Annotated in this window: 18 protein-coding genes; 3 read left to right on the top strand and 15 right to left on the bottom strand. The window is 47.0% G+C overall.

The window, feature by feature from the left end:
* Positions 1-22: 22 nt before the first annotated feature.
* The 13 genes from OCU21_RS01915 to obgE form a co-directional block, all read right to left on the bottom strand.
* Positions 23-487, bottom strand: a complete 465-nt coding sequence (locus OCU21_RS01915; protein WP_261805814.1) for a DUF441 domain-containing protein — start codon at positions 485-487, stop codon at positions 23-25.
* 409 nt (positions 488-896) lie between these two features.
* Positions 897-2,666: a pyruvate kinase gene (gene pyk, locus OCU21_RS01910; protein ID WP_261805813.1), complete on the bottom strand. Its 1,770-nt coding sequence runs from the start codon at positions 2,664-2,666 to the stop codon at positions 897-899.
* An 80-nt stretch (positions 2,667-2,746) separates the two neighbouring features.
* Positions 2,747-3,706, bottom strand: a complete 960-nt coding sequence (gene pfkA / locus OCU21_RS01905) for a 6-phosphofructokinase (RefSeq protein WP_261805812.1) — start codon at positions 3,704-3,706, stop codon at positions 2,747-2,749.
* Between the two features lie 178 nt (positions 3,707-3,884).
* A complete protein-coding gene (gene dnaE / locus OCU21_RS01900; RefSeq protein ID WP_261805811.1) occupies positions 3,885-7,229 on the bottom strand; it encodes a DNA polymerase III subunit alpha in 3,345 nt (1,114 codons plus the stop codon).
* A 229-nt stretch (positions 7,230-7,458) separates the two neighbouring features.
* The gene (locus OCU21_RS01895; RefSeq protein ID WP_261805810.1) at positions 7,459-7,626 is read right to left on the bottom strand and encodes a DUF2929 family protein; all 168 of its coding nucleotides are present in this window, start codon (positions 7,624-7,626) and stop codon (positions 7,459-7,461) included.
* A 107-nt stretch (positions 7,627-7,733) separates the two neighbouring features.
* The gene (locus OCU21_RS01890) at positions 7,734-9,302 is read right to left on the bottom strand and encodes a bifunctional metallophosphatase/5'-nucleotidase (RefSeq protein WP_261805809.1); all 1,569 of its coding nucleotides are present in this window, start codon (positions 9,300-9,302) and stop codon (positions 7,734-7,736) included.
* Positions 9,299-9,871: a DUF1836 domain-containing protein gene (locus OCU21_RS01885; RefSeq protein WP_261805808.1), complete on the bottom strand. Its 573-nt coding sequence runs from the start codon at positions 9,869-9,871 to the stop codon at positions 9,299-9,301. Before OCU21_RS01885 ends, OCU21_RS01890 begins: the two co-directional genes overlap by 4 nt.
* A 105-nt stretch (positions 9,872-9,976) precedes the next feature.
* Positions 9,977-10,165, bottom strand: coding sequence for a 50S ribosomal protein L32 (rpmF, locus tag OCU21_RS01880; RefSeq protein ID WP_261805807.1), 189 nt, complete (start codon positions 10,163-10,165; stop codon positions 9,977-9,979).
* Positions 10,166-10,346: 181 nt separating this feature from the next.
* Complete coding sequence (locus tag OCU21_RS01875) at positions 10,347-10,760, bottom strand: LapA family protein (protein ID WP_261805806.1); 414 nt, start codon at positions 10,758-10,760, stop codon at positions 10,347-10,349.
* A 12-nt stretch (positions 10,761-10,772) separates the two neighbouring features.
* Positions 10,773-11,573 (bottom strand): SDR family NAD(P)-dependent oxidoreductase, encoded by an 801-nt coding sequence (locus tag OCU21_RS01870; RefSeq protein WP_261805805.1) that lies wholly within the window; start codon positions 11,571-11,573, stop codon positions 10,773-10,775.
* A 21-nt stretch (positions 11,574-11,594) separates the two neighbouring features.
* Positions 11,595-12,524 carry a ribonuclease Z gene (gene rnz / locus OCU21_RS01865; protein ID WP_261805804.1) on the bottom strand — a complete coding sequence of 310 codons (930 nt, stop codon included), beginning with the start codon at positions 12,522-12,524 and terminating at the stop codon, positions 11,595-11,597.
* Between the two features lie 125 nt (positions 12,525-12,649).
* Complete coding sequence (locus tag OCU21_RS01860; protein ID WP_261805803.1) at positions 12,650-14,647, bottom strand: acyltransferase family protein; 1,998 nt, start codon at positions 14,645-14,647, stop codon at positions 12,650-12,652.
* A 176-nt stretch (positions 14,648-14,823) separates the two neighbouring features.
* On the bottom strand, positions 14,824-16,119 hold the full coding sequence (gene obgE / locus OCU21_RS01855) for a GTPase ObgE (protein ID WP_261805802.1): 1,296 nt from the start codon (positions 16,117-16,119) through the stop codon (positions 14,824-14,826).
* Positions 16,120-16,491: 372 nt separating this feature from the next.
* On the opposite strand from obgE, the gene OCU21_RS01850 reads away from it, so the two are divergent.
* From OCU21_RS01850 to OCU21_RS01840, 3 genes are all read left to right on the top strand, one after another.
* The gene (locus OCU21_RS01850; protein WP_261805801.1) at positions 16,492-17,250 is read left to right on the top strand and encodes a DeoR/GlpR family DNA-binding transcription regulator; all 759 of its coding nucleotides are present in this window, start codon (positions 16,492-16,494) and stop codon (positions 17,248-17,250) included.
* Complete coding sequence (pfkB, locus tag OCU21_RS01845) at positions 17,247-18,161, top strand: 1-phosphofructokinase (RefSeq protein WP_261805800.1); 915 nt, start codon at positions 17,247-17,249, stop codon at positions 18,159-18,161. The genes OCU21_RS01850 and pfkB overlap by 4 nt, the downstream gene beginning before the upstream one ends.
* A gap of 87 nt (positions 18,162-18,248) precedes the next feature.
* On the top strand, positions 18,249-20,237 hold the full coding sequence (locus OCU21_RS01840) for a PTS fructose transporter subunit IIABC (RefSeq protein WP_261805799.1): 1,989 nt from the start codon (positions 18,249-18,251) through the stop codon (positions 20,235-20,237).
* Between the two features lie 123 nt (positions 20,238-20,360).
* Here OCU21_RS01840 and OCU21_RS01835 read toward each other — a convergent pair whose 3' ends face one another.
* Both OCU21_RS01835 and uvrC read right to left on the bottom strand, forming a co-directional pair.
* Complete coding sequence (locus OCU21_RS01835) at positions 20,361-21,848, bottom strand: ABC transporter substrate-binding protein/permease (protein WP_261805830.1); 1,488 nt, start codon at positions 21,846-21,848, stop codon at positions 20,361-20,363.
* A 230-nt stretch (positions 21,849-22,078) separates the two neighbouring features.
* Positions 22,079-23,866: an excinuclease ABC subunit UvrC gene (gene uvrC / locus OCU21_RS01830; protein ID WP_261805798.1), complete on the bottom strand. Its 1,788-nt coding sequence runs from the start codon at positions 23,864-23,866 to the stop codon at positions 22,079-22,081.
* Positions 23,867-24,108: the final 242 nt, after the last annotated feature.

Genomic DNA, 24,108 nt, shown 5'->3' with positions numbered 1-24,108 from the left:
GTTCAGCTCAGGCCTCAGTGCCTTAACCGCGGTTCAAAACCGCATTGACCATGGTCAAGATGACATAGGTCATACCAGATGCGATCACCGGACCAGCGGCGATGCCGCGGAAAAACACCACGCCAACGATCGTGCCAAAAACCAAGGCCACCGTTATTTCTGGACTTTGACCTAGCAGACCGACACCTTTGGCGGACAGTACCGCCACTAAAATACCACAGCCAACAGCAATAAAACCAGCTGGCGACTTAAAAGCATTGACCAGATCTTTAAAGCCGATTTTACCGGTGGCGATCGGCACCAAAATCGCCACTGAAATAACCGTCACGCCCCAATTAATGCCGCGGTCACCAACAAATTTCAACCACTTGTCCGCTTGGGGCAACAACTTGATCACCAAAACAACTGCAGTCGCGATGATCAATGATTTATTACGACCTAGCAAGGCGATCGCTAGGATCAAACCGAGAAATAACCAACTTTCCACATTTTCACCCATCTCCTGCATTCTTCAATCATTGTACCAAAAAAACAGGCGGTTATGATAAAAACTTATAAATTCTATCCCTACCGGCCGTTTTGTGAAGCAGCGCTTTTGGTATTAACATTCACCTGAGCGCGATCGAGCTTCTTGACGAACAGACGTCATCCGACTGCCTTTACAAGGGTACGGGTTGCGCGGCAGTTTACCGAAGATCTCGTCTATACCCCTGACACCACTGGCCTTAAATCTCAATTATCCCATCCTGTTTTTTAACTTTATACTAGGTGTGCCCGATTAGATTTTACGGATTTCGCCAAAACGGACAACAAAATAAAAAAGCTCGGACCCCCTTATGCAGGTCCCGAGCTCTCTCATTCAAATGAAGCGAACAACACACTTAATCAGCTACTGATTAAAGTGAGTTAGAAGCGCCACGGTAGATCACGCCACGACGTGAATCAACAGTGATCAATTCGCCATCTTTGATCAGGCTAGTAGCATCAGCTGCACCGACAACAACAGGAATACCCATTGCGATCCCGACAACAGCAGCATGTGAAGTCAAGCCACCAGTTTCAACCACGATCGCGCTTGATTTTTCGATAGCTGGCAAGTAATCCTTGTCAGTTGTCTTAACAACCAAAACGCCACCTTCAGTCGCTTTAGCAACTGCATCCTTAGCGTTATCAGCAACAACAGCCTTGCCAACGATAGTTTCGTCGCCAACACCTTGGCCTTGAACCAACTTAGAACCGATCAATTGGATCTTCATCAAGTTAGTTGTGCCGCTTTCACCAACAGGAACACCGGCAACGATCAAGATCAAGTCGCCTTCTTTAGCGAAGCCGTAATCCTGTGCCTTTTGCCCAGCGATTTCGAACATTTCATCAGTTGAAGCTGGTTTAGCAGCTAAAACAGGTGTTACGCCCCAGTTGACAGTCAAACCGCGTTGAGTTTTCTCATCAAAAGTGATTGCTAAAATGTTAGCGTTAGGACGATATTTCGAAATCATCCGTGCTGAATAACCTGATGAAGTTGCCACAACGATGGCCTTAACGTGTAATTCTTCAGCAGTCCGAACAACGGATTCGCCAATAGATTCAGTGGCGTTAGAACCTTTATATTCTTCAAACCGTTGTAATGCTAAAGTATTACGTTTCTTCATTTCAGTTTCGGTCCGTGAATCGATCCGGGCCATAGTTGCAACGGCTTCAACTGGATAGTCGCCGTTAGCACTTTCGCCAGAAAGCATCGTTGCGTCAGTACCGTCCATGACAGCATTAGCCACGTCAGTAACTTCGGCACGAGTTGGGCGAGGATTTTCTTGCATGGAGTCTAACATTTGCGTTGCTGTAATAACAGGCATACCCAAAGTGTTACACTTCTTGATCAAGTTCTTTTGAACGAAAGGAACGTTTTCAAATGGGATCTCAACACCCATGTCACCACGAGCGATCATCAAGCCATCAGAAACTTTCAAGATCTCATCGATATTGTCGATACCTTCTTGAGATTCGATCTTAGGGAAGATTTTAACATTTTCAGCATGTTTTTCTTCCAAGATTTCGCGAATGTCTAAAACGTCGGCAGCTTTACGAACAAAGCTGGCTGCGATGAAGTTGATGTTTTGGTCGCAACCAAAACGAATATCGTCAGCATCTTTTTCAGTGATACCTGGCAAGCGGATCTCAACGCCAGGCGCGTTAACACCTTTACGTGAGCCGACCTTGCCATCATTTTGAACTTCTGTAACTAATTCATGATTAGCTTCGTCTTTAGCAGTGATCTTCAAGTCAACTAAGCCATCATCGATCAAAACATGGCCGCCAACATGAGTATCATCATAAAGGCCAGGGTAAGTAACCGCGATCTTGTCAGGGTTACCAGTCAATGAGTCATCCATAGAAACACGGATAACATCGCCAGTATGAGCTTCAAAAGAACCGTTTTCTTGAACCGTTGTCCGGATCTCTGCGCCCTTAGTATCAAGCATGATACCAACAAGCTTACCAGTGATCTTTTCTGCTTCACGGACCATGTTCATCCGGCCTAAATGTTCCTCATGATCACCATGAGAGAAGTTGAACCGGAAAACATTAGCTCCGGATTCGATCAACTTCACAATAATGTCGGTTTTGTTGCTTGCAGGTCCAAGTGTTGAAACAATCTTGGTCTTTTTCATGAAAAAAAACGCTCCTTACATTGATTTTATTAAAAGGCTTCAACGCCATTCTAACCGTGTATTATCATAACACAATATGCTTACTGATTGAACTTATTATTCATGTCGTAAAGGTCTAAATCTGCATGATGTTTTTCATCAAACAAATCTTCCATAGGATGCTCTGTGATTTGGTTATTTTCGATCCCGACAGCCAAGCCACCCTTACCTTGTAACAAGAGTTCGACCGCATAATTGCCCATTTTGCTGGCAATGACCCGATCCCGAGCAGTTGGTACCCCACCACGTTGCACGTGGCCGATCGTCGTCGAACGAGAATCAAAATCACCATACTTATCCAACTCAGCTTTGAACGCCTGTGCAGTCATGACACCTTCTGCCAAAACGATCACAGCGTTATCGTGACCAGCTTCACGAAAAGCTTCTAGCTTCTTCGCAATCGCCGGGATATCGTAATCCCGTTCTGGCACGATGATCCCTTCCGCGCCAGTCGCTACTCCGGCCCATAAAGCCAGATCACCAGCACCGCGACCCATTACTTCAACAACGAAAACACGTTGATGGCTAGTAGCTGTATCCCGGATCTTATCGATTGCTTCGACCGCCGTGCTCAGCGCCGTATCAAAGCCGATCGTAAAGTCCGTGTAAGGAACGTCATTGTCGATCGTTCCTGGCAAGCCGACCGCATTATAACCATGCTCCGTCAAACGTAAAGCACCGTGATAAGAACCATCGCCGCCGATAACGACTAAAGCGTCGATGCCGAATTTCTTCAATTGCTCGATGCCTTTCAATTGTCCTTCGACTTTTGCAAATTCTGGATAACGAGCTGAATAAAGGAATGTACCGCCACGGGCGATCTTATCATCTAATACAGCTTCATCTAATGGAAAAATATCGCCAGCAACTAGGCCCGCAAAACCATAGTTGATGCCATAAACCTCAAGCCCTTCTGCAGAAGCTCTCCGGGCTACGGCACGAATCGCGGCGTTCATTCCAGGTGCGTCGCCACCACTCGTTAAAATACCGATTTTTTTCATTTTTTCACCTCAAGTCAATCTTACACTGTCATAGTTGTACTCCTGATTTACTCAGAACCACAGTCCTTCATTAGTCTACCACCTTTAAAGAAAATTGTCTTGTAATTCAGAACAAATATCATGAAATCTCGTGGAAAAAATCAAAATATTAATGAAATCAATGATTTTTTTCTGAAAGTCAATTGCGCACGACCACATTATCGCTCCCCAATAATCGGGCAAGCTCGCCAATCAACTCACTGGACACAAGGACCTGGAGACGTTCATCTAATTGAACGTTTTTCTTAGTTGTTGCAAAATGCATGATAACTGGTGAAAATCCATGATGAGAAAGCAGAATTTTTTCAAGCTTTTGTTTCACATCAACTTGATCTGTCACTGCCGTCAATTGTAGGAAAAGGGTCCCCACAGCGTGGTCCGCCGCCACCGTTGTGATCTGGTCGGCGATAAATTGTGGCTGCGCCCGTTGATTGGGCCGTTGATCCATCTTGCCCCGCAATAATAAAATCGCACCGGTACTCAACACTTCTTGAGCTTGACGAAAAGTCCTTGGAAAAACGGTGACCTCAACTTCCCCAGTTAGATCTTCCACTTTCAGGAAGGCCATTTGCTCACCCCGCTTAGTTCGGATCGTTTTCATACTAGTCAGGTAAACCAAGATAGTGGCTCCTTGACCGGCTGCTGGCAACTGAGCAATGGCTTGAGCGTGACATTGGCGAAAGGCCTGCGTGTAGTTCTCTAAGGGGTGTCCAGAAATATAAACACCCAATAGTTCTTTTTCGTAGGCCAATCGTTCTTGACCGCTGTAATCCGCAACATGCTCGATTTTTGGTGCTAAAACATCGAACAAGGGGACACTGGTACCAGCAAGTTGTAAACTCTCGCTGAGATCCGTGACGGCAAGGACAGTTTGGCGGCGGTTCTGATCGAAGTGGTCAAAACAACCGACTTGGACCAAAATGGTTAGGAACTCTGTTTTTAAAAGTTTTTCTGGTAGACGTTTCAAAAAGTCGGTGACACTTCGGAAAGGACCCTGCTCGCGCCGCTCCGTCATGATCTGCTGACACCAATCCCGGCGCAAACCCTTGATCGAACTAAAACCAAAATAGACCTTGCCCGCCTTCAAAGTGAAAGCCAAGCCGCTTTCATTGATATCCGGCCCCACCACTTTGATTTGTCGTGCCCGTAATTCTTGGAGGTAACTGGCGATCTTGTGTTGATTATTCAAATTAGCGTTCAACAACGCTAAGAAGAAGGGAGCGGGATAATGGACTTTGAGATAAGCCAACCAGAAGGCGATCATACTGTAAGCGACCGCATGAGACTTATTGAACCCATAATTAGCAAACCGTTCGATATAATCATAAACAGTTTCTGCTACAGTGACCGAAAAGCCCTGCCGTTGCGCGCCATCTAAGAACTGTTGCTTGGCCGCGTCCATTTCACTGCGGTTCTTTTTGCTGACTGCGCGCCGCAAACTATCGGCCTGGGCCATGGTAAAACCGCCCATCAATACGGCGACTTGCATCACTTGTTCTTGGTAGACCAAAACACCATAAGTATCATGAAGTACTGGCGCTAATGCTGGATCAGGATAGGCGATCTCTTGTTGTCCATTCTTCCGCGCAACAAAAGTGTCGATGTTTTCCATTGGGCCAGGGCGATAAAGCGCGTTGGTCGCCACGATGTCCGCAAAACTGGTCGGATGTAATTTGATCAAAACTTGCCGGATCCCACTAGATTCGAATTGAAAGACCCCGTCAGTATCCCCTCTTTGAAAAAGGGCCAAAGTTTGCGGATCATTCAGTGGGATCTGATGCGGGTCAAAATCTGTTAGCCCTGGCTGCTGTCGCAGACTACGGATCGTTTTTGCCAAGATCGTTAGATTGCGGAGGCCTAAAAAGTCCATTTTCAGCAAACCCAGTGCCTCAACATCACCTTTCGGGAATTGAGTCAACTTGATGCCATCAGTGCCTGTTTGAACGGGGACCGTGTCCGTCAACTTTTTGGCGCTGAGGACGATCCCAGCCGCATGCGTGGAAAAATGCCGCGGCAAGCCTTCGACCTTTAACGCAGTCGCAAAAAGCAAACGATTCCGATCACTTGTCGCCACGAGGTTCTTCAAGCCATCCGACTGCTGATAAGCACTTCGTAAATTGGACCGACTATCAGGGATCATCCGTGACCATTCATTCATTTCTGGTTGACTCAAGCCTAAAACCCGACCAACATCGCGCAACGCCTGCTTGGCCGCCATCGTGCCAAAAGTAATGATCTGGGCCATATGAGTATCACCATACTGATCATGCATGTACTGGATCAATTCATCACGCCGATCATCAGGGATATCCAAATCGATATCTGGCATCGAAACCCGCTCTGGATTGAGAAACCGCTCAAACAATAACTGATATTTTAAAGGATCCACATCCGTGATGCCCAAACTAAAGGCAACCAGAGAACCGGCCGCAGAACCTCGACCTGGACCAGTCATGATCTTCAATTGATGGGCTTGCTTGATCACATCCCAGACGATCAAGAAATAGTCAGCAAAACCCATTTTATTGATGATCGCCAATTCTTGATCCAGTCTTTGCTGATAAGGAGCCGCTGTCCGCTGATTTTGTAAAGTCAATCGACGTTTCAGTCCCGCTTGAGCCAGCTGGGCCAAGTAAGTGACCGAATCGATCCCATTAGGTGTTTTGAAACGCGGTAATTCAGCACGTTTAAATTCTAAACTTACCGCACTGGCCTGAGCGATCTTAACTGTATTAGCCGCCGCTTCAGCCAAGTTTGCTTGCTGATAACGCTGGGCACTCTCAGCTGGTGGCGCCAAAAAGTATTGCCCCTGTTGTTGCGACTGGATCAAGGGCTGATCCAGTTGTTGGCCTTGGCTGATCGCCTGCAAAACATCATTGGTAAAAGCATCTTGACTAGTCAAATAACGAACATCATTCAAGGCTACCAAAGGAATCTCCCAATGCTCAGCCAACGTTCTGGCGCGATGACGCATCGCCTCCGTTTGTCCACGCACAGTCACACCCCAGTATAACGGTATCGGCGCAAAGATCGTTTGAAATTTCTGCCACCAAAGTTCCTGTTGTGCTGTCGGAAGATCTAAAATAGCAGCCGTTTCACCAGATAAAGGTGGTATGATCGCGATCAAGTCAGCAAACAGCGGTGTCAGTTCTGACCAAGATAGATCTGGCTTAGTCATCTTTAAAGAAGACAAACGAAACAGCTGGTGCAACCCAGCTTCATGTTCAGCGATGAAGATCATCTCAACTTGATCATTTTCCGCCAACAGCCCAGGTAGCTGAAGCGTCAATCCGATCAGTGGTTTGATCCCCGCCGCGATCGCCGCGCGATAAAAGCTGACCGCGCCATACATCGTATTAAAATCGGTCAAAGCGATTGCTTGATGTCCTTGTTGTTTGGCCGTCGTAACCAAATCATTGATCGTCATCGATCCTTGCAACAAGCTAAAGCAACTGCGTACTTGTAATTCGACAAAATCCGCCATCTCACTCGTCCCTTCTCTAATTTATTATACCAAATACCATTCACGATTGGCGCTTTCAACACTAAAGTCATACGATCATTGAACCCGTGACCAAGCCGCAAAAAAAGAGTGGCGACAAAACCAGCAAGTTCTGTCGCACACTCTCTTATCGTAGCTGTCGTCGTAGGCACCAAAGCCAAATTTACCCATGCCCTGGATCCACAACACAGCTGAACCTGTTATCGTGCAATCAACTGTTCTTGACGATGCCTGGTACAAAGTTCAATAACAGACCGAACACGAAAAAGGCAATCAAACTCATTTGCAGATTAAAGTTGCTTTGATCCAGTTTTGCGCCGATGAAACCAGCAACGATCCCCAACAAAACTGACCAAAATAACACAACGATTCGCTTCATGATCGACCCTTCTTTCAAAGCATTATAGTAGCATAAAAAGCCGAACTTGCCAAATGATTTCTAAGCTAGCACTAACTCTTAAAACATAAATGTAATCAAGCCCGTCACTAATGCGCCGATCCTGGCGTGGTGATCACGCGAAAATTATCTTCAGTCGTCGCGTTGACTTGGGGATGTTGACGTAAATAGTCAGCGATCAATTCTGTCATGTCAGCTGGATTTTCTTTGATGATCTTCGCGGCCTTGAACATGGCGTAATTGCCGCCACCAACCGCGCGATATTGATTGATCACAACGTCAAGTTGCTGCTCTGGACGAATGGGTTGGCCTTGATAAGTCAATTTAGTGATCCGGTGTCCTTCTGGGCGAGAAACATCGATCACATAATCGATCCCAGCATACATATCGTAATTATAGTGTTGTGGTTTAGGATCCTTAAACCGCTCGGAAACTGTCACCTGGCCCGTATCCGCTAAACTAAAATACCCAGCGGATTGTTCTAAAGCAGTGCGCAAGTCAGCACCAGTGATCCGTTCGACGGCCAGTGTATTGGGATAAATATAATTCGTCAGTACCGATCGGAAAGTGATCGTTCGGCCAAAACCGCGACCTTCATTATTGAACAATGCTGTCCCCGAGATTTTTGCACCAGTCGCGGCGCGTTGAACATCTTGTACAAATTGGATATAAGGATGCGGATGCATCCGCACCGCCATTGGGTCTTTGATCGTTAAATCACCTGTCGTGGTCCCCAAAGGTTGATCGAGCCAATCCTCGACCGCTTGATTCAGCGGTGAGAGTTGCGCGACGATCTCAGGATCAGGTTGGGCCGAAGCAGTTGCGATCAGGGCTGCAGTTGCGGCGGTCACCTTTTTAGTCGCTTGCTCCCAATCCAACGTGATCTTCCCAACAAAAGCACCTTTGGCACCAGGTTGCGTGATCGGGACCTGACCCACGAGATCAGCCAATTCACGGTGCTGATGACCAGTTACAAGCGCATCGATCCCGGGTACCTCAGCCAATAACGCTGAACCCTCATTTTCACCAGTCAAGGCCTCGGTCGGCTTAGCCGTGGTCAAATCACGTTCAAAACCGCCATGATAAGCAACTACGACCAGATCAGCCAGTTCGTGTAGCCGCGGCACGTATTCTTGGGCCGTGCTGACTGCTGACTTAAAAGTCAAACCCTGGATTTTCTCTGGGGCTTCCCAATGAGGGATATATTGGGTGGTCAGTCCCAAGACGGCGACCTTCAGATCACCAAAAGTCAAGATCTCATATGGTTGACCAAAAGCTGGTCGGCCCTGCTCGTCAAGAATATTGGCGCAAAGAAAATGACGGTGACTCTGACTGATCGCCTGACGCAAATAATCAGCGCCATAATTAAACTCATGATTGCCCACGATCCCCACTTGATAAGGGATCTGATCATAAGCTGCACTCAGTGGTGTTAGATCATGGCTGACTTTAGCTGCGTAGTAAGCTAACGGTGACCCTTGCAAAAAATCACCATTTTCGATCACTAGGACAGGCTCCGCGCCAGCGGCCGCCTTTTCCGCCTTGATCACAGTAGCAGCGCGACTCAAGCCAAAATTCGTTTGACTGGTGCGACTGGTGTAATCTGTCGGCAATAAATAGCCATGGGTATCACTTGTTGATAAAATCGTTAACTTCATTTCTTCTTAGTCCCCTCGATTTTTAACGTGGCGTCTTCGGCTTGTTGTTCTTCCAACTTACCCAACAACTTTAGGACTACCGTTCGCTGAACGACCGCGCTACAACTTAATTTCACTAAATTTGTAGTTTCGACGACTAGATCATCCTGATGCGCTGGCGTGAGCATGACCTCCTGTTGGAAATCACCTACAACATCTTGGATCGTTTTCAAAAATATGGTCACGAAAAAATCATAGGTTTGCGCGTTTTTCTCTGGCCGGACGACCAACTTCAGCCCTTGCTTGATGTCACCGATCGAAAAAACACTTTTCAAGATCGCGATCACGATCAGCCGTGCTAATTGTTGTTGGCTGTAACGTTTCTTTTGCGGCGCATGCACGAGCCCTGCCTTGACATAATTGTTGATCATCGCCGGGGTCAACTCATCAAACTCCAATGGTTTCAACATCGTATTGATAAAGCTGACGACTTGGTCCATGTACAAATCAAATTGGGGCAATTCACTCCAACGAGGGATCGTTAATACTTGGATCTGTTGCAGGTACTGCGCGAATTTTTGCTTTTCCATCACTTACACCTCACATTAAATAGTTTAGCACATCATAACGAAAACTAGCTACTCCTGATCCTGGAATCTTATCTAAAAAAGCAATAAAAAAGCCCGCTAGGCGGACTAATTATTAGCTTCTTCAGCTTTCTTGATCACTTGATTACCCTTATAGAAACCTTTAGGGGAAACGTGATGGTTTAAGCGATATTCACCGTTAGCGGCATCGAATTGCAAATTAGGTGTTTGCAATTTAATATGGCCACGACGTTGACGCTTTTTCATTTTGGAAGTGCGACGTGCAGGAACTGCCATTTTAAAAACTCCTTTTCAAATCAACTATTTAGCGAGATCAAAGCAACGTAATCGATGCTGTTTTCGTTCACCTATCCATGATACTATCAATGGTCGCTGATGGCAAGTAAAATTTAAAGTTCGCTGAAAACCAGCCAATATGACCGACGCATCCGTATTACTCGCGTGAACTTGCCACCCACTATTTGAGTGTTGTGTCATTGGAACCACCGGCAACGCCATTAGCGGCTTGCAGATCGGCCAGTTGTGCTTCTAAGGCGGCAAGCGCTTGTTCTTTCTCAAGTAGTTCTTGCCGTGACCGTTCTTGGGCATCTGCGACAGCCTGATCGATCGAAGCTTGCTGGTTTTGTTTCAGCACGTTTAATTCTTGACTCAATTGCTTTTGTTCGCGTTTGCGTGAGATACTGCCTGTGGTCGATAAAAGCAATGCAATCAACGCGCCTACGATCAAGGCTAAAATCAAAATAATGATCAAAGGCAATTTGACCTTCGCGAAACCAAAGTTGATCACGGTCGGTTCAACATTGAGTACCGCAAAAACCACCACAATCAAGGCTAAAACCAGCCCAATAATAAAACTCGTCTGCTTTTTCATTTTTCTACCGCCCTATTTTTGATTGCCGATCGTTCCAGCTAGAAAATCGCCTAACCGTGGTACTAATGGATACAACCGCGCGACGGCCTCCATGAACCAAGGTGCATTGACCTCACGAACATTGCGACCAAAATCAGCAACGATCCGCTGCGCCAACCGTTCAGAATCCAAGGATAACCAGGCGATCTTTGCCAAATACTGCGTACCTTGATCCGCGTTGGCAAAAAAGGCGGTTTTGACAGGGCCAGGATTGATCGTGGTCACCTTGACACCTAATGGTTTCAATTCCAACCGTAAAGAATTGGAAAAGGCGATCACTGCTGCTTTAGTCGCCGCATAAACTGCCGACTTAGGCGTTTGGATCTTACCCGCCATCGAACCGAAATTAATGATGTGACCGCGAGTATTGATCAATAACGGCGCCAATTCGCGCGTCAGGACCATCAGGCCTAAAACATTGACGCGCAACATCTGCTCGATCCGAGCCACTGGGATCTCAGTGAATAATTCAAAATCGCCAAAACCGGCAGCGTTGACCAATACATCGACTTGTTTGGTCACAGCTTGGATCTGAGCAACGGCTGCTTCGATCGCTGCTAAATCCCCCATATCAACTTGGATCACAGTCGCGTCTGTCCCGGAAAGCCGTTCACATTGGGTCTTGACTTCTTCTAATTGGCTAACGCGCCGCGCTAATAAGAACAACGCCGCCCCTTGGCTGGCCGCCTCCAATGCAATGTCACGGCCGATCCCTGAAGAAGCCCCTGTGACGACTACGATCTTATGACGCAAAGCCTGTTTGTTTACCGTCATAACCTTGTTCCTCCATCATGATCAATTTGCGAATGGCACGGCGACGATATCGAAGTCATTGACCACTCGTGTCTGTTTAAAAATATGCTGAGCCTCGGTTTGCAATTGATGAGCGCCGCGACCTAAATAACGCGCTGAGATGTGTGTCAGTAATAACTGACGACAATGGGCCTTTTGTGCCACCTTGGCCGCTTGTGTCGAAGTCGAATGAAAATACTGATGGGCCAAGCGCCCTTCAGCTTGACCAAAAGTACTTTCATGGACCAATACATCGGCATCAGCTGCCAACTTCAAGATATTTGGTGTTTGGCGCGTATCGCTGATGACCGTCACGATCCGCCCTCTTTTGGCGGGTCCAACAAAGTCTTTGCCAGCTAAGACACGACCATCAGCCAAAGTGACCTCTTGACCTGCCTTTAGCTTACCATAGATCGGGCCCGAGGGAACCTGTAAGTCGCGCAATTTTTCGACTAAAAGTTCTCCAGGCAGATCGGCCTCAACGACACGATAGCCTAAGCAAGTGATCCGATGATCCAAAGGCAAAGTCGAGACCGTCGTTTGACCATCGGCGAAAATGACTCCAGTGGTCGTCACTTCATGGAAATTCAGCGGATACGCCAAGCGGGTCCCCGTGGTTTTCAACGAAGTCTGCACATATTGTTTCAGCCCGACAGGACCATACAGATCCACAGCGGCCGTACCACCTTGATTGGAACGACTGGACAGAAAGCCAGGTAAGCCATAGATATGGTCACCATGTAAGTGGCTGATAAAAATTTTAGTGACTTTACGCGGGCGGATCCCAGTTTGTAAGATCTGCTGTTGGGTCCCTTCCCCACAATCGAACATCCAGATCTCATTGCGTTCATCTAACATTTTTAAAACTAAACTACTGACATTACGGCCACGGGCTGGCACACCAGCGCCGGTCCCTAAGAACTCTAACTCCATTAGATCACATACCCTTAACTTGATTTTTGATTATCTACCTTTGGATCCTATTTTTCTGGGCCAACTAAACTCACCGCAAGTGACTGTTATCGATGGTAGCCATCTTTGCTGAGAGCGTGCCCAGCCTATTTATCAGCATTCTCAGCGGCCAATGTTGTCAAGATCTGCTTGGCCACAAAACTGTAGTAATAAGGTGAGCCGGTCGGATTAGGATGAACATCGTCACTGGCGAACCAAGCTTGGTGATTTTTAGAGAAGTCGTACCAATCAACGATGTGTAAATTACTAAAACGCTTAGCACCGGCTTCTAGATCACTATTGACTTGATTCTGCCACGGTCGTGTCGGTACGTGGACATTGATCCAAAAAACAGTCCGGTGCGGACCTAATTGATGCATGATCCCATCGAGATCACTGTTATAAAATGACCCATTGGTGCCTAAGCCGATCAAAACAACAGGTGCAACGACTCCCTGATCCAACAATTCTTGGAGTTTAGGTTGGATCGAATAGACTTGTTGACTGATCGCCGCGTCCAGATACATTTTAGGAAAGATCCGTTTATAGCCCTCGGCGCTACCCAACATCACAGAATCGCCGACTCCAGTCAGCTGTAAATTTTGGGCCGCATGTAATTCGACTTGAGTCAACCCATATTTCTCAAGATCTTGATTGACTGGGTTTTTAGCCGCTTCAGCTTCAGCGGCGGCACTGGACTTACTGGCCGCAATACTTAAAGAACGACTCAATGACTTATCCGAGGCCGCTTTGCGCCGCTCAGCGGCATCCGAACGCGCTTGTGCGGCGATCTTAGCATTTTCTTTTTTGGTGGCCAAGGTGTTTCTCTTGATCGTTTGCGCCAGTTGCGAATGATTCGCCGTATTCGCCTGAACACGTGGCGCCTGGATCACCCCAACCAGACCGATGATCACGATCAGACTCAAACATGCCGCCGTGATCCGTTGTTTGATCAGCCGCCGGCCCTGATTTTTTTGGAAAAGCCGACGGCACCACGACCAAGTCTGACGATAATCGAAACGTGCCAAGGGCCGCTCAACAAACCGGTAAGAAACTTCACTGATCACTAGGATCAAAGACACCTCGATCAGTGGATAAAGAAAAGGATGGTCCGCGATATTGCGAAAGTGACTTTCAAAGAAGATCATCACGGGAAACTGATAGAGATAAATGCCATAGCTACGACTTCCCAACCATTTAAAGACTGGATTAGTCAAAAGACGATCCCAATCTGCCCCAGGGTGAGCAACGACCGCAACTAAAAGCACCGTAAACAGCGAGAATAGCAGCATCCCACCACGGTATAACCAAGTTGAGTGATCATCTAATGCCAACGTCAGCCAAATCATACCTGCAAAGCCAGCAAGCCCCACCAAATCGATCGTGATCCGATCGGTCCGTGCCAACTTAGAACGTAACGATCCACTGGGCCAAACCACCGCTAAAGCACAACCCAAAAGGATCGAAAAAGCCCGTGTGTCTGTTCCGTAGTAAACACGGCTAGGATCAACATCTGGTCGAAATAAGATGGTCATCAAGGCTGCTGAAAGCAAGGCCAAGCCTAAACTGGTCAGCAAAACATTGCGTCTTTTGTTTTTTTTAGAAAAGCGCCAGATCAACATCACGATCAAAGGCCAAACCAAATAGAATTGGCCCTCGATCGACAACGTCCAAAGGTGGGTGAAAGGCGATTCATTATTGGCGAAGCGTTCAAAATAAGACTGATGATCAAAGACCTGCCACCAATTATATAGGTAGAAAAGATTGGATAAGACGATCCGTTGTAAGTTTTCTAGCAGTGCCCGTTGAAAAAGGACGATATAAGCCGCTGTCGCCATCAACATCGTGATCAAAGTCGGATACAGTCGCTTGAGGCGCCGTAACCAAAACCCCTTAAAATCATAATGTTGTTTTTGCTTGAGATCCAGCAACAAATGATCGGTGATCAGGTAACCAGACAACACCATAAAAACAGGCACGCCCAGATAGCCACCACGAAAGACGGCGGGATTGAGGTGATAAGAAATCACCGCGATCACCCCGAGTGCCCGCAAACCATCAAAACCATGAATATATCTTTTTTTCACACGTGTACTTCTCTGCATGACGATTTCTCCCCTTACTCGTCTACATCGCAATACAACTTGGATGTCCGTCAATAATTTCGGCTGCTGATCCAGCACAGCGTCGATCAAAACGACGAACACCATTAACCATTAAGATCGACCAACAGTAAGCAACAAGCTCCCTTTCAACCATTTACTGATCACGCTGTATTACTTTATTCAACAAAATCAAAGACAAAATCAGCGATCATGACACTATCGCCATTCTCAGCGCCTTGTTTGCGTAACGCATCTTCGATCCCCCAATTATGCAAGATCCGCGCAAAGCGCATGATCCCATCTTGGTGATCCAAATTCGTCATTTTAACAAACTTCTCGATCCGCTCACCATGAACAACAAATTCATGTGGCGCCACTTCTTCGATCGTATAATCGGCAGCTTGCGCTTCGTCAAAACTATAAAGAACATCATTTTCCGTTGGCGCGATGATCGGATCCACTTTCGGTGCAGTCGCCAAAACGGTGGCGGTTCGCTGCAATAGTGGTTGGACTCCTTGATGGCTGATACTGGAGATCGGCATAAAAATCGGCGCTTCGATCCCCGCCTGTGCCAAAGCCGTCTTAAATGTAGCCAAACGTTCCTCGCTACCAGGAAGATCCATCTTCGTTGGTACGATCAATTCCGGTCGTTGTAAAAGCCGCGGATCGTATTGCTCCAACTCGTGACGGATCTGTTGGTAATCAGTCAAGGGCTCACGACCATTGTCTGGGTCCATATCAACTAAGTGTAAGATCACTCGGGTCCGTTCGATGTGACGCAAGAACTGAATACCTAAGCCGACACCTTGGGCCGCACCGGCGATCAATCCAGGCAGATCGGCCATCACAAAATCACGGCCATCTTCTAGTTGGACCATGCCTAAATTAGGAACCAAAGTCGTAAAGGAATAAGCGGCGATCTTAGGCTTTGCCGAGGTCGCAACAGATAACAGAGTTGACTTTCCCACAGAGGGGAAGCCGACTAAGCCAACATCTGCTAAAACTTTCAATTCTAGTTTCAGAAAATGTTCTTCACCAGGTTCGCCATTTTCAGCGATCTCCGGTGCCCGATTACGGGCCGTAGCAAAATGGATATTACCCCGACCACCACGACCACCACGGGCCACGACCAATTCTTGGTGATTCGCTACGATGTCGCCTAAAACCGCACCAGTATCCGCGTCAGTTACAGTCGTCCCAGTTGGTACTTTGATATAAGTGTCTTCGGCGCCACGACCGTACATGCTCTTATTCATGCCCTTTTCACCGGCAGCCGCTTTGAAATGTCGCCGATAACGGAAATCTAAAAGCGTACGTAGGCCTTCATCGCCGACTAGAATGATCGAACCACCATGTCCACCATCACCGCCGGCCGGTCCACCATTGGGAACAAATTTTTCACGACGGAACGAAACCGCACCATCGCCGCCTTTTCCGGCCTTTACTTCAATCGTTATTTGATCAACAAACATCGGTGATCCATCCTCCTAATTGCAACAACTTTATTCTCGCCTAAAAGTTCATTACCTATGATACCAAAAAATCCGACAAAAAACTAAGAATAGCGCTAAACTGTCCCGATTATTTTCAGTTCATCCCTTGATCAATAATTACTCAAGCCTCAACTGACCCTAAAAAAAGCAAGCAGACCTGCAAAAACTGTCAGTTTCTCTCAGGAACACCACTGGTGATTTATTTGATAACAAACGCCAACGATCTGCTAATGGTTTCGCTTTCATAATTTTAGCAACAAATAAAACGATCTGAAAGTTTTTGCTTGTTTATGATTAAAAAAGCTTGCTTTATCTACCGTAATCAGTTATTATCTGTCATGAGGTGAGTCAATGTTAACTGAACAACGTTACCAAATCATCCTCCAGTTACTGGCAAACCAACAGATCTGTAAGATCAATGAATTGGTTCGTCTAACTGACGCATCGGAATCGACGATCCGGCGCGATCTGGATGAACTGGAAAAGCAAGGTCTCTTGGAACGGATCCACGGTGGCGCTCGTTTGCTCGCCCATCTAACCACGGATCAGGCCCAAACTGATCGAGAACAATTGCACCGCTCTGAAAAGAGCAAGATCGCCGAATATGTGGCCCAACAATATCTGCGCCAACAACAGTTTATTTTTCTCGACTCTGGCACCACGGTCCAAGAGATCATTCCCTATTTAAGCGAGTTTCGGGGGCTGACTCTGATGACCAATAGTATCACCACCGCGGCACGACTCTCTGAAATGGAACTGACCGTTAATCTTCCGGCTGGTCGTTTAAAAAACGACACCAAGGCCTTGGTCGGTGCGCCTACGGTCAATGATCTGGCCCAGTATCAATTCGATCTGGCCTTGATCGGGACCAACGCGATCGCGCCATCGGGAGATCTGATGACGCCAAGTATCGATGAGGCTAGCGTTAAGAAATTAGTTTTAAGCCGCGCCAAGCAAGCAGTCGTCATGACAGACGCCTCTAAATTCTCGGAAATGGCGTTTGCCACTTTTGGCAATCTGCAACAACTCACGGCGTTAGTCACCAATCATATCCCGGAAAAAATCCGGCAACATTATCATCAAGCTAATATTAAGGAGCTGACTTTATGATCTATACTATTACTGTCAATCCGGCCATCGACTATATCATGCGCGGCCAGACCTTAGCACTAGGCCAAGTCAATCGTCTTGAAGAAACAGCTTTTCTAGCTGGCGGGAAAGGGATCAATGTTTCCCAGATTCTCGTTCAGTTGGGCGTCCCCACTCGTGCTTGGGGATTTCTTGGTGGCTTTACGGGTCGCTTTGTTCAACAATCACTGGACGCGAAACACATCAAAAGCGATTTTACACCGATCGCCGCCAATAGCCGGATCAATGTTAAATTAAGCGCCGGCGAAGAAACTGAACTCAATGCGCCAGGACCTCAAGTCACCACGGAAGAGATCGCTGCTTTCAATGCCAAATTCGCGCAATTACGTCCTGGCGATGTGGTCGTCATGTCTGGTAGCTTATTACCTGACCTACCAACAGATTTCTATGCGCGCTTGATCAAGGCGACTCGCGCTCAAGGTGCTGATTTCGTAGTAGATACAACTGGGCAGGCGTTACTGGACACCCTAGCCGCCCGGCCGCTGGTCATCAAACCCAATCATCATGAATTAGCCGAGCTGTTCCAGACGACTTTTGCCAATGATGATGAGCTTTTACAGCATGGCCAAAAGCTTTTGCAGGCGGGAGCACAACATGTCTTGATCTCCATGGCCGGCGCTGGCGCATATTTGATCACACCTGACCATATCTACCATTCCACCGCGCCACAAGGTATCGTCGTCAATTCGGTCGGCGCTGGGGATTCAATGATTGCTGGTTTTGTCGGCGAATTCAGTCAGCATCACGATCCTGTGCAAGCTTTTGAATACGGTCTGGCCTGTGGTAGCGCAACTGCTTTTACAGAAGACATCGCCGATCGCGCACAGATCGAAGCAATCCGCCCGCAGATCAAGATCGAGACTGTCCGTTAAGCGGGCTTGCCGTTCAAACAATAGATTTGGTTTTTAAGATTGGTTTTTATTGGGAAAAATAATTTTAATCACACTGGGAGGTTCATAATGAAAGTTCAAGATTTATTGATCAAAGACGCGATGATCATGGATCTGCAGGCCACGACCAAAGAGGCTGCGATCGATGAAATGATTGATCGTTACCACCAAGCCGGCGTTGTCAAAGACGTGCCGACTTATCGGGCAGCGATTTTGAAGCGGGAGTCTGAGTCCACCACAGGGATCGGCGATGGGATCGCTATGCCCCACGCGAAAACTGATGCGGTAACACAAGCGGCCGTTCTTTTTGCCAAAAGTGATCACGGGGTGGAATATAACGCCCTTGATGGCCAACCCGTCCATTTATTCTTCATGATCGCGGCGCCAGCTGGTGCCAATAACGCGCATTTACAAGCACTATCTGCCCTTTCCTCATTATTGATCGATCCTGACTTGGTCGCCGCGCTCAAGAAAGCACAGACACCTGAAGAAGTCCAGCAATTATTTGGGGCTGCGCAAGCGGCCAAAGACGAGAAAGAAGCGCAAGAAGCGCAGGCAGCCGCCGCAAAAAAGGCAACAGCCACTGCGGCCCAAACAACAAGCAATGACGAACAACCTTTTGTCGTTGCCGTCACAGCCTGCCCGACTGGGATCGCGCATACCTATATGGCAGAAGCCGCATTGATCAAAGAAGCCGAAGCTATGGGCGTGGCCATCAAAGTTGAGACCAACGGCTCTGAAGGGGTCAAGCATCAACTGACCGCTGCCGATATCAAGCGGGCTAAAGGTGTGATCATTGCTGCCGATAAACAAGTCGAAATGGCGCGTTTCTCTGGCAAGCATTTACTTAACCGTCCCGTGATCGACGGGATCAAGAAACCACACGAATTGATCGAAAAAACTTTGAATGAACAAGGTGCGATCTATCACGCTGATGGTGACGCGCCGGAAACCGGTGATACGGATCAAGGCGAAGTAGACCACGAATCCATCGGCCATAAAGCCTACGGTCAATTGATGAATGGGATCTCCCATATGCTGCCTTTTGTTGTAGCAGGCGGGATCATTATGGCGATCTCCTTCCTATTGGAGCGATTCGTTGGTGATAATTCACTCTGGTTCACGTTCCCTAACCAGATTGGGAACGCCGCCTTCAGTTTTCTGATCCCGGTCCTAGCTGCTTACATCGCGGAAGCTATTGGTGATCGCCCTGCTTTGATGCCTGGTCTAGTTGGTGGTTACATGGCCAGCCAAGCTAGCATGAGCGTGGTCAGCTCCAAAAGTCCTGCTGGATTCTTAGGCGGTCTAGCCGCTGGGTTCATCGCTGGTTTTATCGTTCTCTGGCTGAAAAAAGTCTTCAAGAATCTACCAAAATCGCTTGATGGTTTGAAACCGATCTTTATCTTTCCGATTTTAGGTCTGCTGCTGACTGGTGGGATCATGTTCTTCATCGTTGATCCGATCTTCAGTATGATCAACTTGGGCTTGACTAACTTCCTGAACAACATGGGCACAGCTAATGCCGTTGTCCTAGGCGCTTTATTGGCTGGGATGATGGCCATCGATATGGGAGGTCCTTTCAACAAAGCCGCTTATGTCTTTGCCATTGGCGCTTTTGAAACGACTCAAAATGGCGCTTTGATGGCCGCCGTCATGGTTGGTGGGATGGTGCCACCGCTAGCGATCGCCTTAGCCACAACGATCTGGCCTAACAAGTGGACCAAATCCGAACGTAATTCTGGCCTAAGTAATTACATTCTCGGGATCTCCTTTATTACTGAAGGCGCGATTCCTTTCGCCGCTTCTGATCCATTACGGGTCATCACTTCCAGCGTGATCGGCGCCGCGATCGGTGGTGGGATCTCCCAAGCTTTTGGGGTCAATGTACCTGCGCCTCACGGTGGTTTGTTCGTGCTTCCATTAGCAGATCACAAATTAGCTTACTTCTTATCAGTCGTTATCGGCTCCGTGATCGCCGCCTTGATCTTAGGACTTTGGAAAAAACCATTGCCCGAAAGTCAATCCGGTTTGACTACCACCAAGAAAACTAAGAACTAATAAATCTAAATAGAGCGTCCTACAAAAAAGTCCGATCGAGCAAAATGCTCGACTGGACTTTTTTGATTTTGCGATCGCACCGATCAATGATTTCTGATAACTCGTTTACGACTCTTAGCCATATTAGCCATTGGCCTTGTTCAAACTATCCTTGGCGTGTAATTTCTTTTCGAAATACTTGAGCAACAAAGATAATAATAAGGTCAAAACGAAATAAATCAACGAGGTGATCACCAGGGGTAAGAAAGGTTTAAAGCTAGAACCTTGGACCACGCTAGTTTGGAACATCAACTCCCCGACCCCGATCACACTGACGATCGCCGACTCCTTCAATAACGAAATGAATTCGTTACCTAATGCAGGCAAGATCGTCTTGATCGCCTGTGGCAAAACAACCAAACGCATCGTTTGTTTCTGCGATAGCCCTAAGGATCGTGCCGCTTCTGACTGCCCCTGAGCCACCGATTCGATCCCGGACCGGATCACTTCGGAAACATAGGCGCCTGAGTTCAAAGATAAAGCGATCGCCGCTGAAGCGAAGGCGGAAACATTCAAATGTAAGATCTGGGTCCCAAAATAGATCATAAACACTTGGACCAATAAAGGCGTGCCCCGGAAGTATTGGATATAAACGATCGCGATCGCTTTGGCGATTTTATTTTTAGCCCGTTTCATTAAGGCCAACAACGTGCCTAAAAGACTCCCGAAGAAAACCCCAATGATCGTCAAAATGATCGTGATCCCAGTCCCTTTGAGGAAATAGCTACCATATCCTTGAAAGAAGTTTTGCTTGGTCAACATTTGGGCATTGGCTTCCTTCCGCCATTCCGCGAATTGACCATTCTTTTTGACCCGCCGAATGGTTTTGTTCACAGCGGCCAAATAGGCTGGTGCATCTTTAGAAACGGCCACCGCACAATCATAATCAGAATTAGTGAATTTGACTTTGGATAATGCTAAGGCTGAATTAGATTGGACATACGCGGCAGCGACGGGTTCTTCCACGACCACGCCCGCGAACTTCTTCTGTTGTAGATTAAGGATCAGATCAGTCACTTTCTCCAGAGAAACGATCTGCGCGCCAGCCATTTCATCTTTAGCGACCGTTTCTTGGGTGGTTTGCTTTTGTACGCCGACCTTATCACCTTTAAAGTCCATGACACTTTGGTATTTATCCACGTCATCTTTCCGCACGATGACAGATTGACCTACCGTCAAATATGAATCCGAAAAGGCCACTTCCTTTTTCCGTTCCGGAGTCGGTGTCATCGCTGAAACGATCATATCGGCCTTACCGGTTTTCAAGCTCCCGAGCAAGGAGTCAAAACCCATTTCCTTGATATGTAGTTCCACACCGATATCTTTGGCGATCTGACGCGCCAAAGCAATATCAAAACCAACGATCTTATCTTCACCATTGATCGTTTTGTGGAATTCGTAGGGAGGATAGTCGGCAGAGACCCCTAGCACCATGTAACCTCGTTTTTTGATCGCCGTTAACGTCGGATCAGTGCTCGCCGCCTGCGTTGGCTGTAAATCGATCAAAGAACTGAAGCTCCCCAATAAAAGTAAGCCTAAAACCATTAATACCCCAATTTTTTGCTTGATCATCTTCATAAAAAACATCCTCTACCAAATTAATAGCATTAGTATACACCATATTTTATATTTATGCACTATTTTTGCGAAAATTCTTTTAATTATTCAATATCGAGATTAAAAAGGTTGCCACAAACCTTGCTGCGCAACTATTTGGGCCTGGATCCTGCGAGTAACTCGTGTTGGCCACTTTAACATTATTCATCACAGCGGTGAGCGCTACGAGGACAGAAAAAAAGCCGTCATTGGATCGACAGCTTGATCGTTTGCGCAACTGTTTTCGAAATACCTAAAGCTTGCAGGTCTTCTAGCGAAGCGCTTTTTATTTTTTTTAGTGAACCAAAATGTTTCAACAGTTTCGTCCGCGTCTTGGGCCCCACACCTTGGATCGTTTCCAAACGTGAGGACAGTGCATTTTTACTGCGTGTTTGGCGGTGGAAGGTAATGGCGAAGCGGTGGACTTCATCTTGGATCCGCTGGAGTAAATAAAAGCCCTGAGATTTCGGATCAAGATGAACAGGTTGACCTGCCGCTCCATAAATCAATTGTGCGGTTTTATGCTTATCATTCTTGACCATTCCAGCTACTGGAATAAACAAATTCAATTCGTTTTCCAATACATCCTTGGCCGCCTCCATTTCGATGATCCCCCCGTCCATTAGGATCAAATCAGGCAGATTTTGTCCTTCTTTCAATAGACGCGTATACCGCCGCCGGATCACTTCACGGGTATTGGCCGCCTCATCAGCGCCTTGCTGATGTTCGACTTCGCCTTTTAACTTATATTTACGGTAATGATGTTTGTCGGGACGTCCATCTATAAAACTGACCATCGCCGACACGGGATCGGTCCCTTGGATATGGGAATGGTCAAATGCTTCGATCACATGCCCTGCCGGCAAACCTAATGCGGTCAAGATCTCATTTTGAGCCCCGATCGTCTGACGTTCATCTAATTCCAAAAGCCGGAATTTCTCGTTCAAGATAAGCTTTGCATTTTTATTCGCCAAAGCTTGCAATTCGCGTTTCCGACCACGGACCGGTGTTTTTACCGGGATCTGCAAGATCTCGCTTAAGACCTGATGATCCAGCTCCTTGGGTACTAGGATCTCTTTGGGTAAAACATTATTTTTGCGATTGTAGAATTGCAGAATAAAGGTACTCAATTCTTCCATCGGCTCATCTGTGACCACCGGAAAAAGCCGTTTTGTGCGTTTCATCAAACGTGCTTGGCGAATGAAAAAAATTTGGACCGACATCCAACCTTTATCCAAATAGTAGCCAAAAATATCGCGGGGCGTATTATCATTGGAAATGATCTTCTGCTTCTCCACAGTCGCGTCAATGTAATGCAATTGGTCACGCAATTCCGCAGCTCGTTCAAACTGTAAACTGCTGGCAGCCGTATTCATCTCCCGCGTCAGTTTTTGTTTGACCGCACCGACATTACCATTCAGAAAGCGTTTGATTTTCTCGATCTGATCCTGATACTCAACCTCGGGGACCTCACGAAAACAAGCGCCTAGACACTGGCCCATATGATAATACAAACAAGGTCGACCTAAGTGACCTGAACAACGTCTTAGTGGATATACTTTTTGCAAAAAATGCATGGTTTCTTCTGCCGCGTAAACGTTGGTATAAGGTCCAAAATAATAAGCCCCATCCTTCTTGATCTCTCCTGTGATCATGATCCGCGGATCACGTTCGTTGGTGATCTTGATGTATGGATAGCCGCTCCCCTGTTTCAATCGGATATTATAATACGGTTGATATTTTTGGATCAAGGTGATCTCCAACAGAAAAGCTTCCTTGTCGGTCGAAGTGATGATCGTTTCAAAATCAACGATCTCCGCGACCAGACGTTCGGTCTTCCCCGTGTGACTACTCTTGAAATAAGAACGGACCCGATTCTTCAAATTCTTCGCTTTACCCACATAGATGATCTGGGCATTTAAATTTTTCATTAAATAACAACCAGGTAGATCTGGCAACAACGCCAATTTATGCTCCAAATGTTCAGAAGCCAATTCAACACCTCATTAAAAAAACGGTGCGCGCCACAGCACTCACCTGAAATTATCACAACATCCCCATTATACGATATTTTGCGTACTTTTAAAAACAAAGTGTGAGCCGACCTGGGCAGCTCCTGAGCATTAACCTAGCCAGGATTTAGGAAGCAGGTTTTTGCTTCCGAAATTTTGGCGTAGTTAAGCACAAGGAGCTAGGTCGGTGAACACAATTAAAAACAAAGTGTGATCCGACCTGG

Source organism: Lapidilactobacillus luobeiensis (genome assembly GCF_024345205.1).
GTDB lineage: Bacteria > Bacillota > Bacilli > Lactobacillales > Lactobacillaceae > Lapidilactobacillus > Lapidilactobacillus luobeiensis.
Note: the sequence above shows the minus strand (reverse complement) of the source record. Positions and strands in the feature narration are given on the sequence as shown.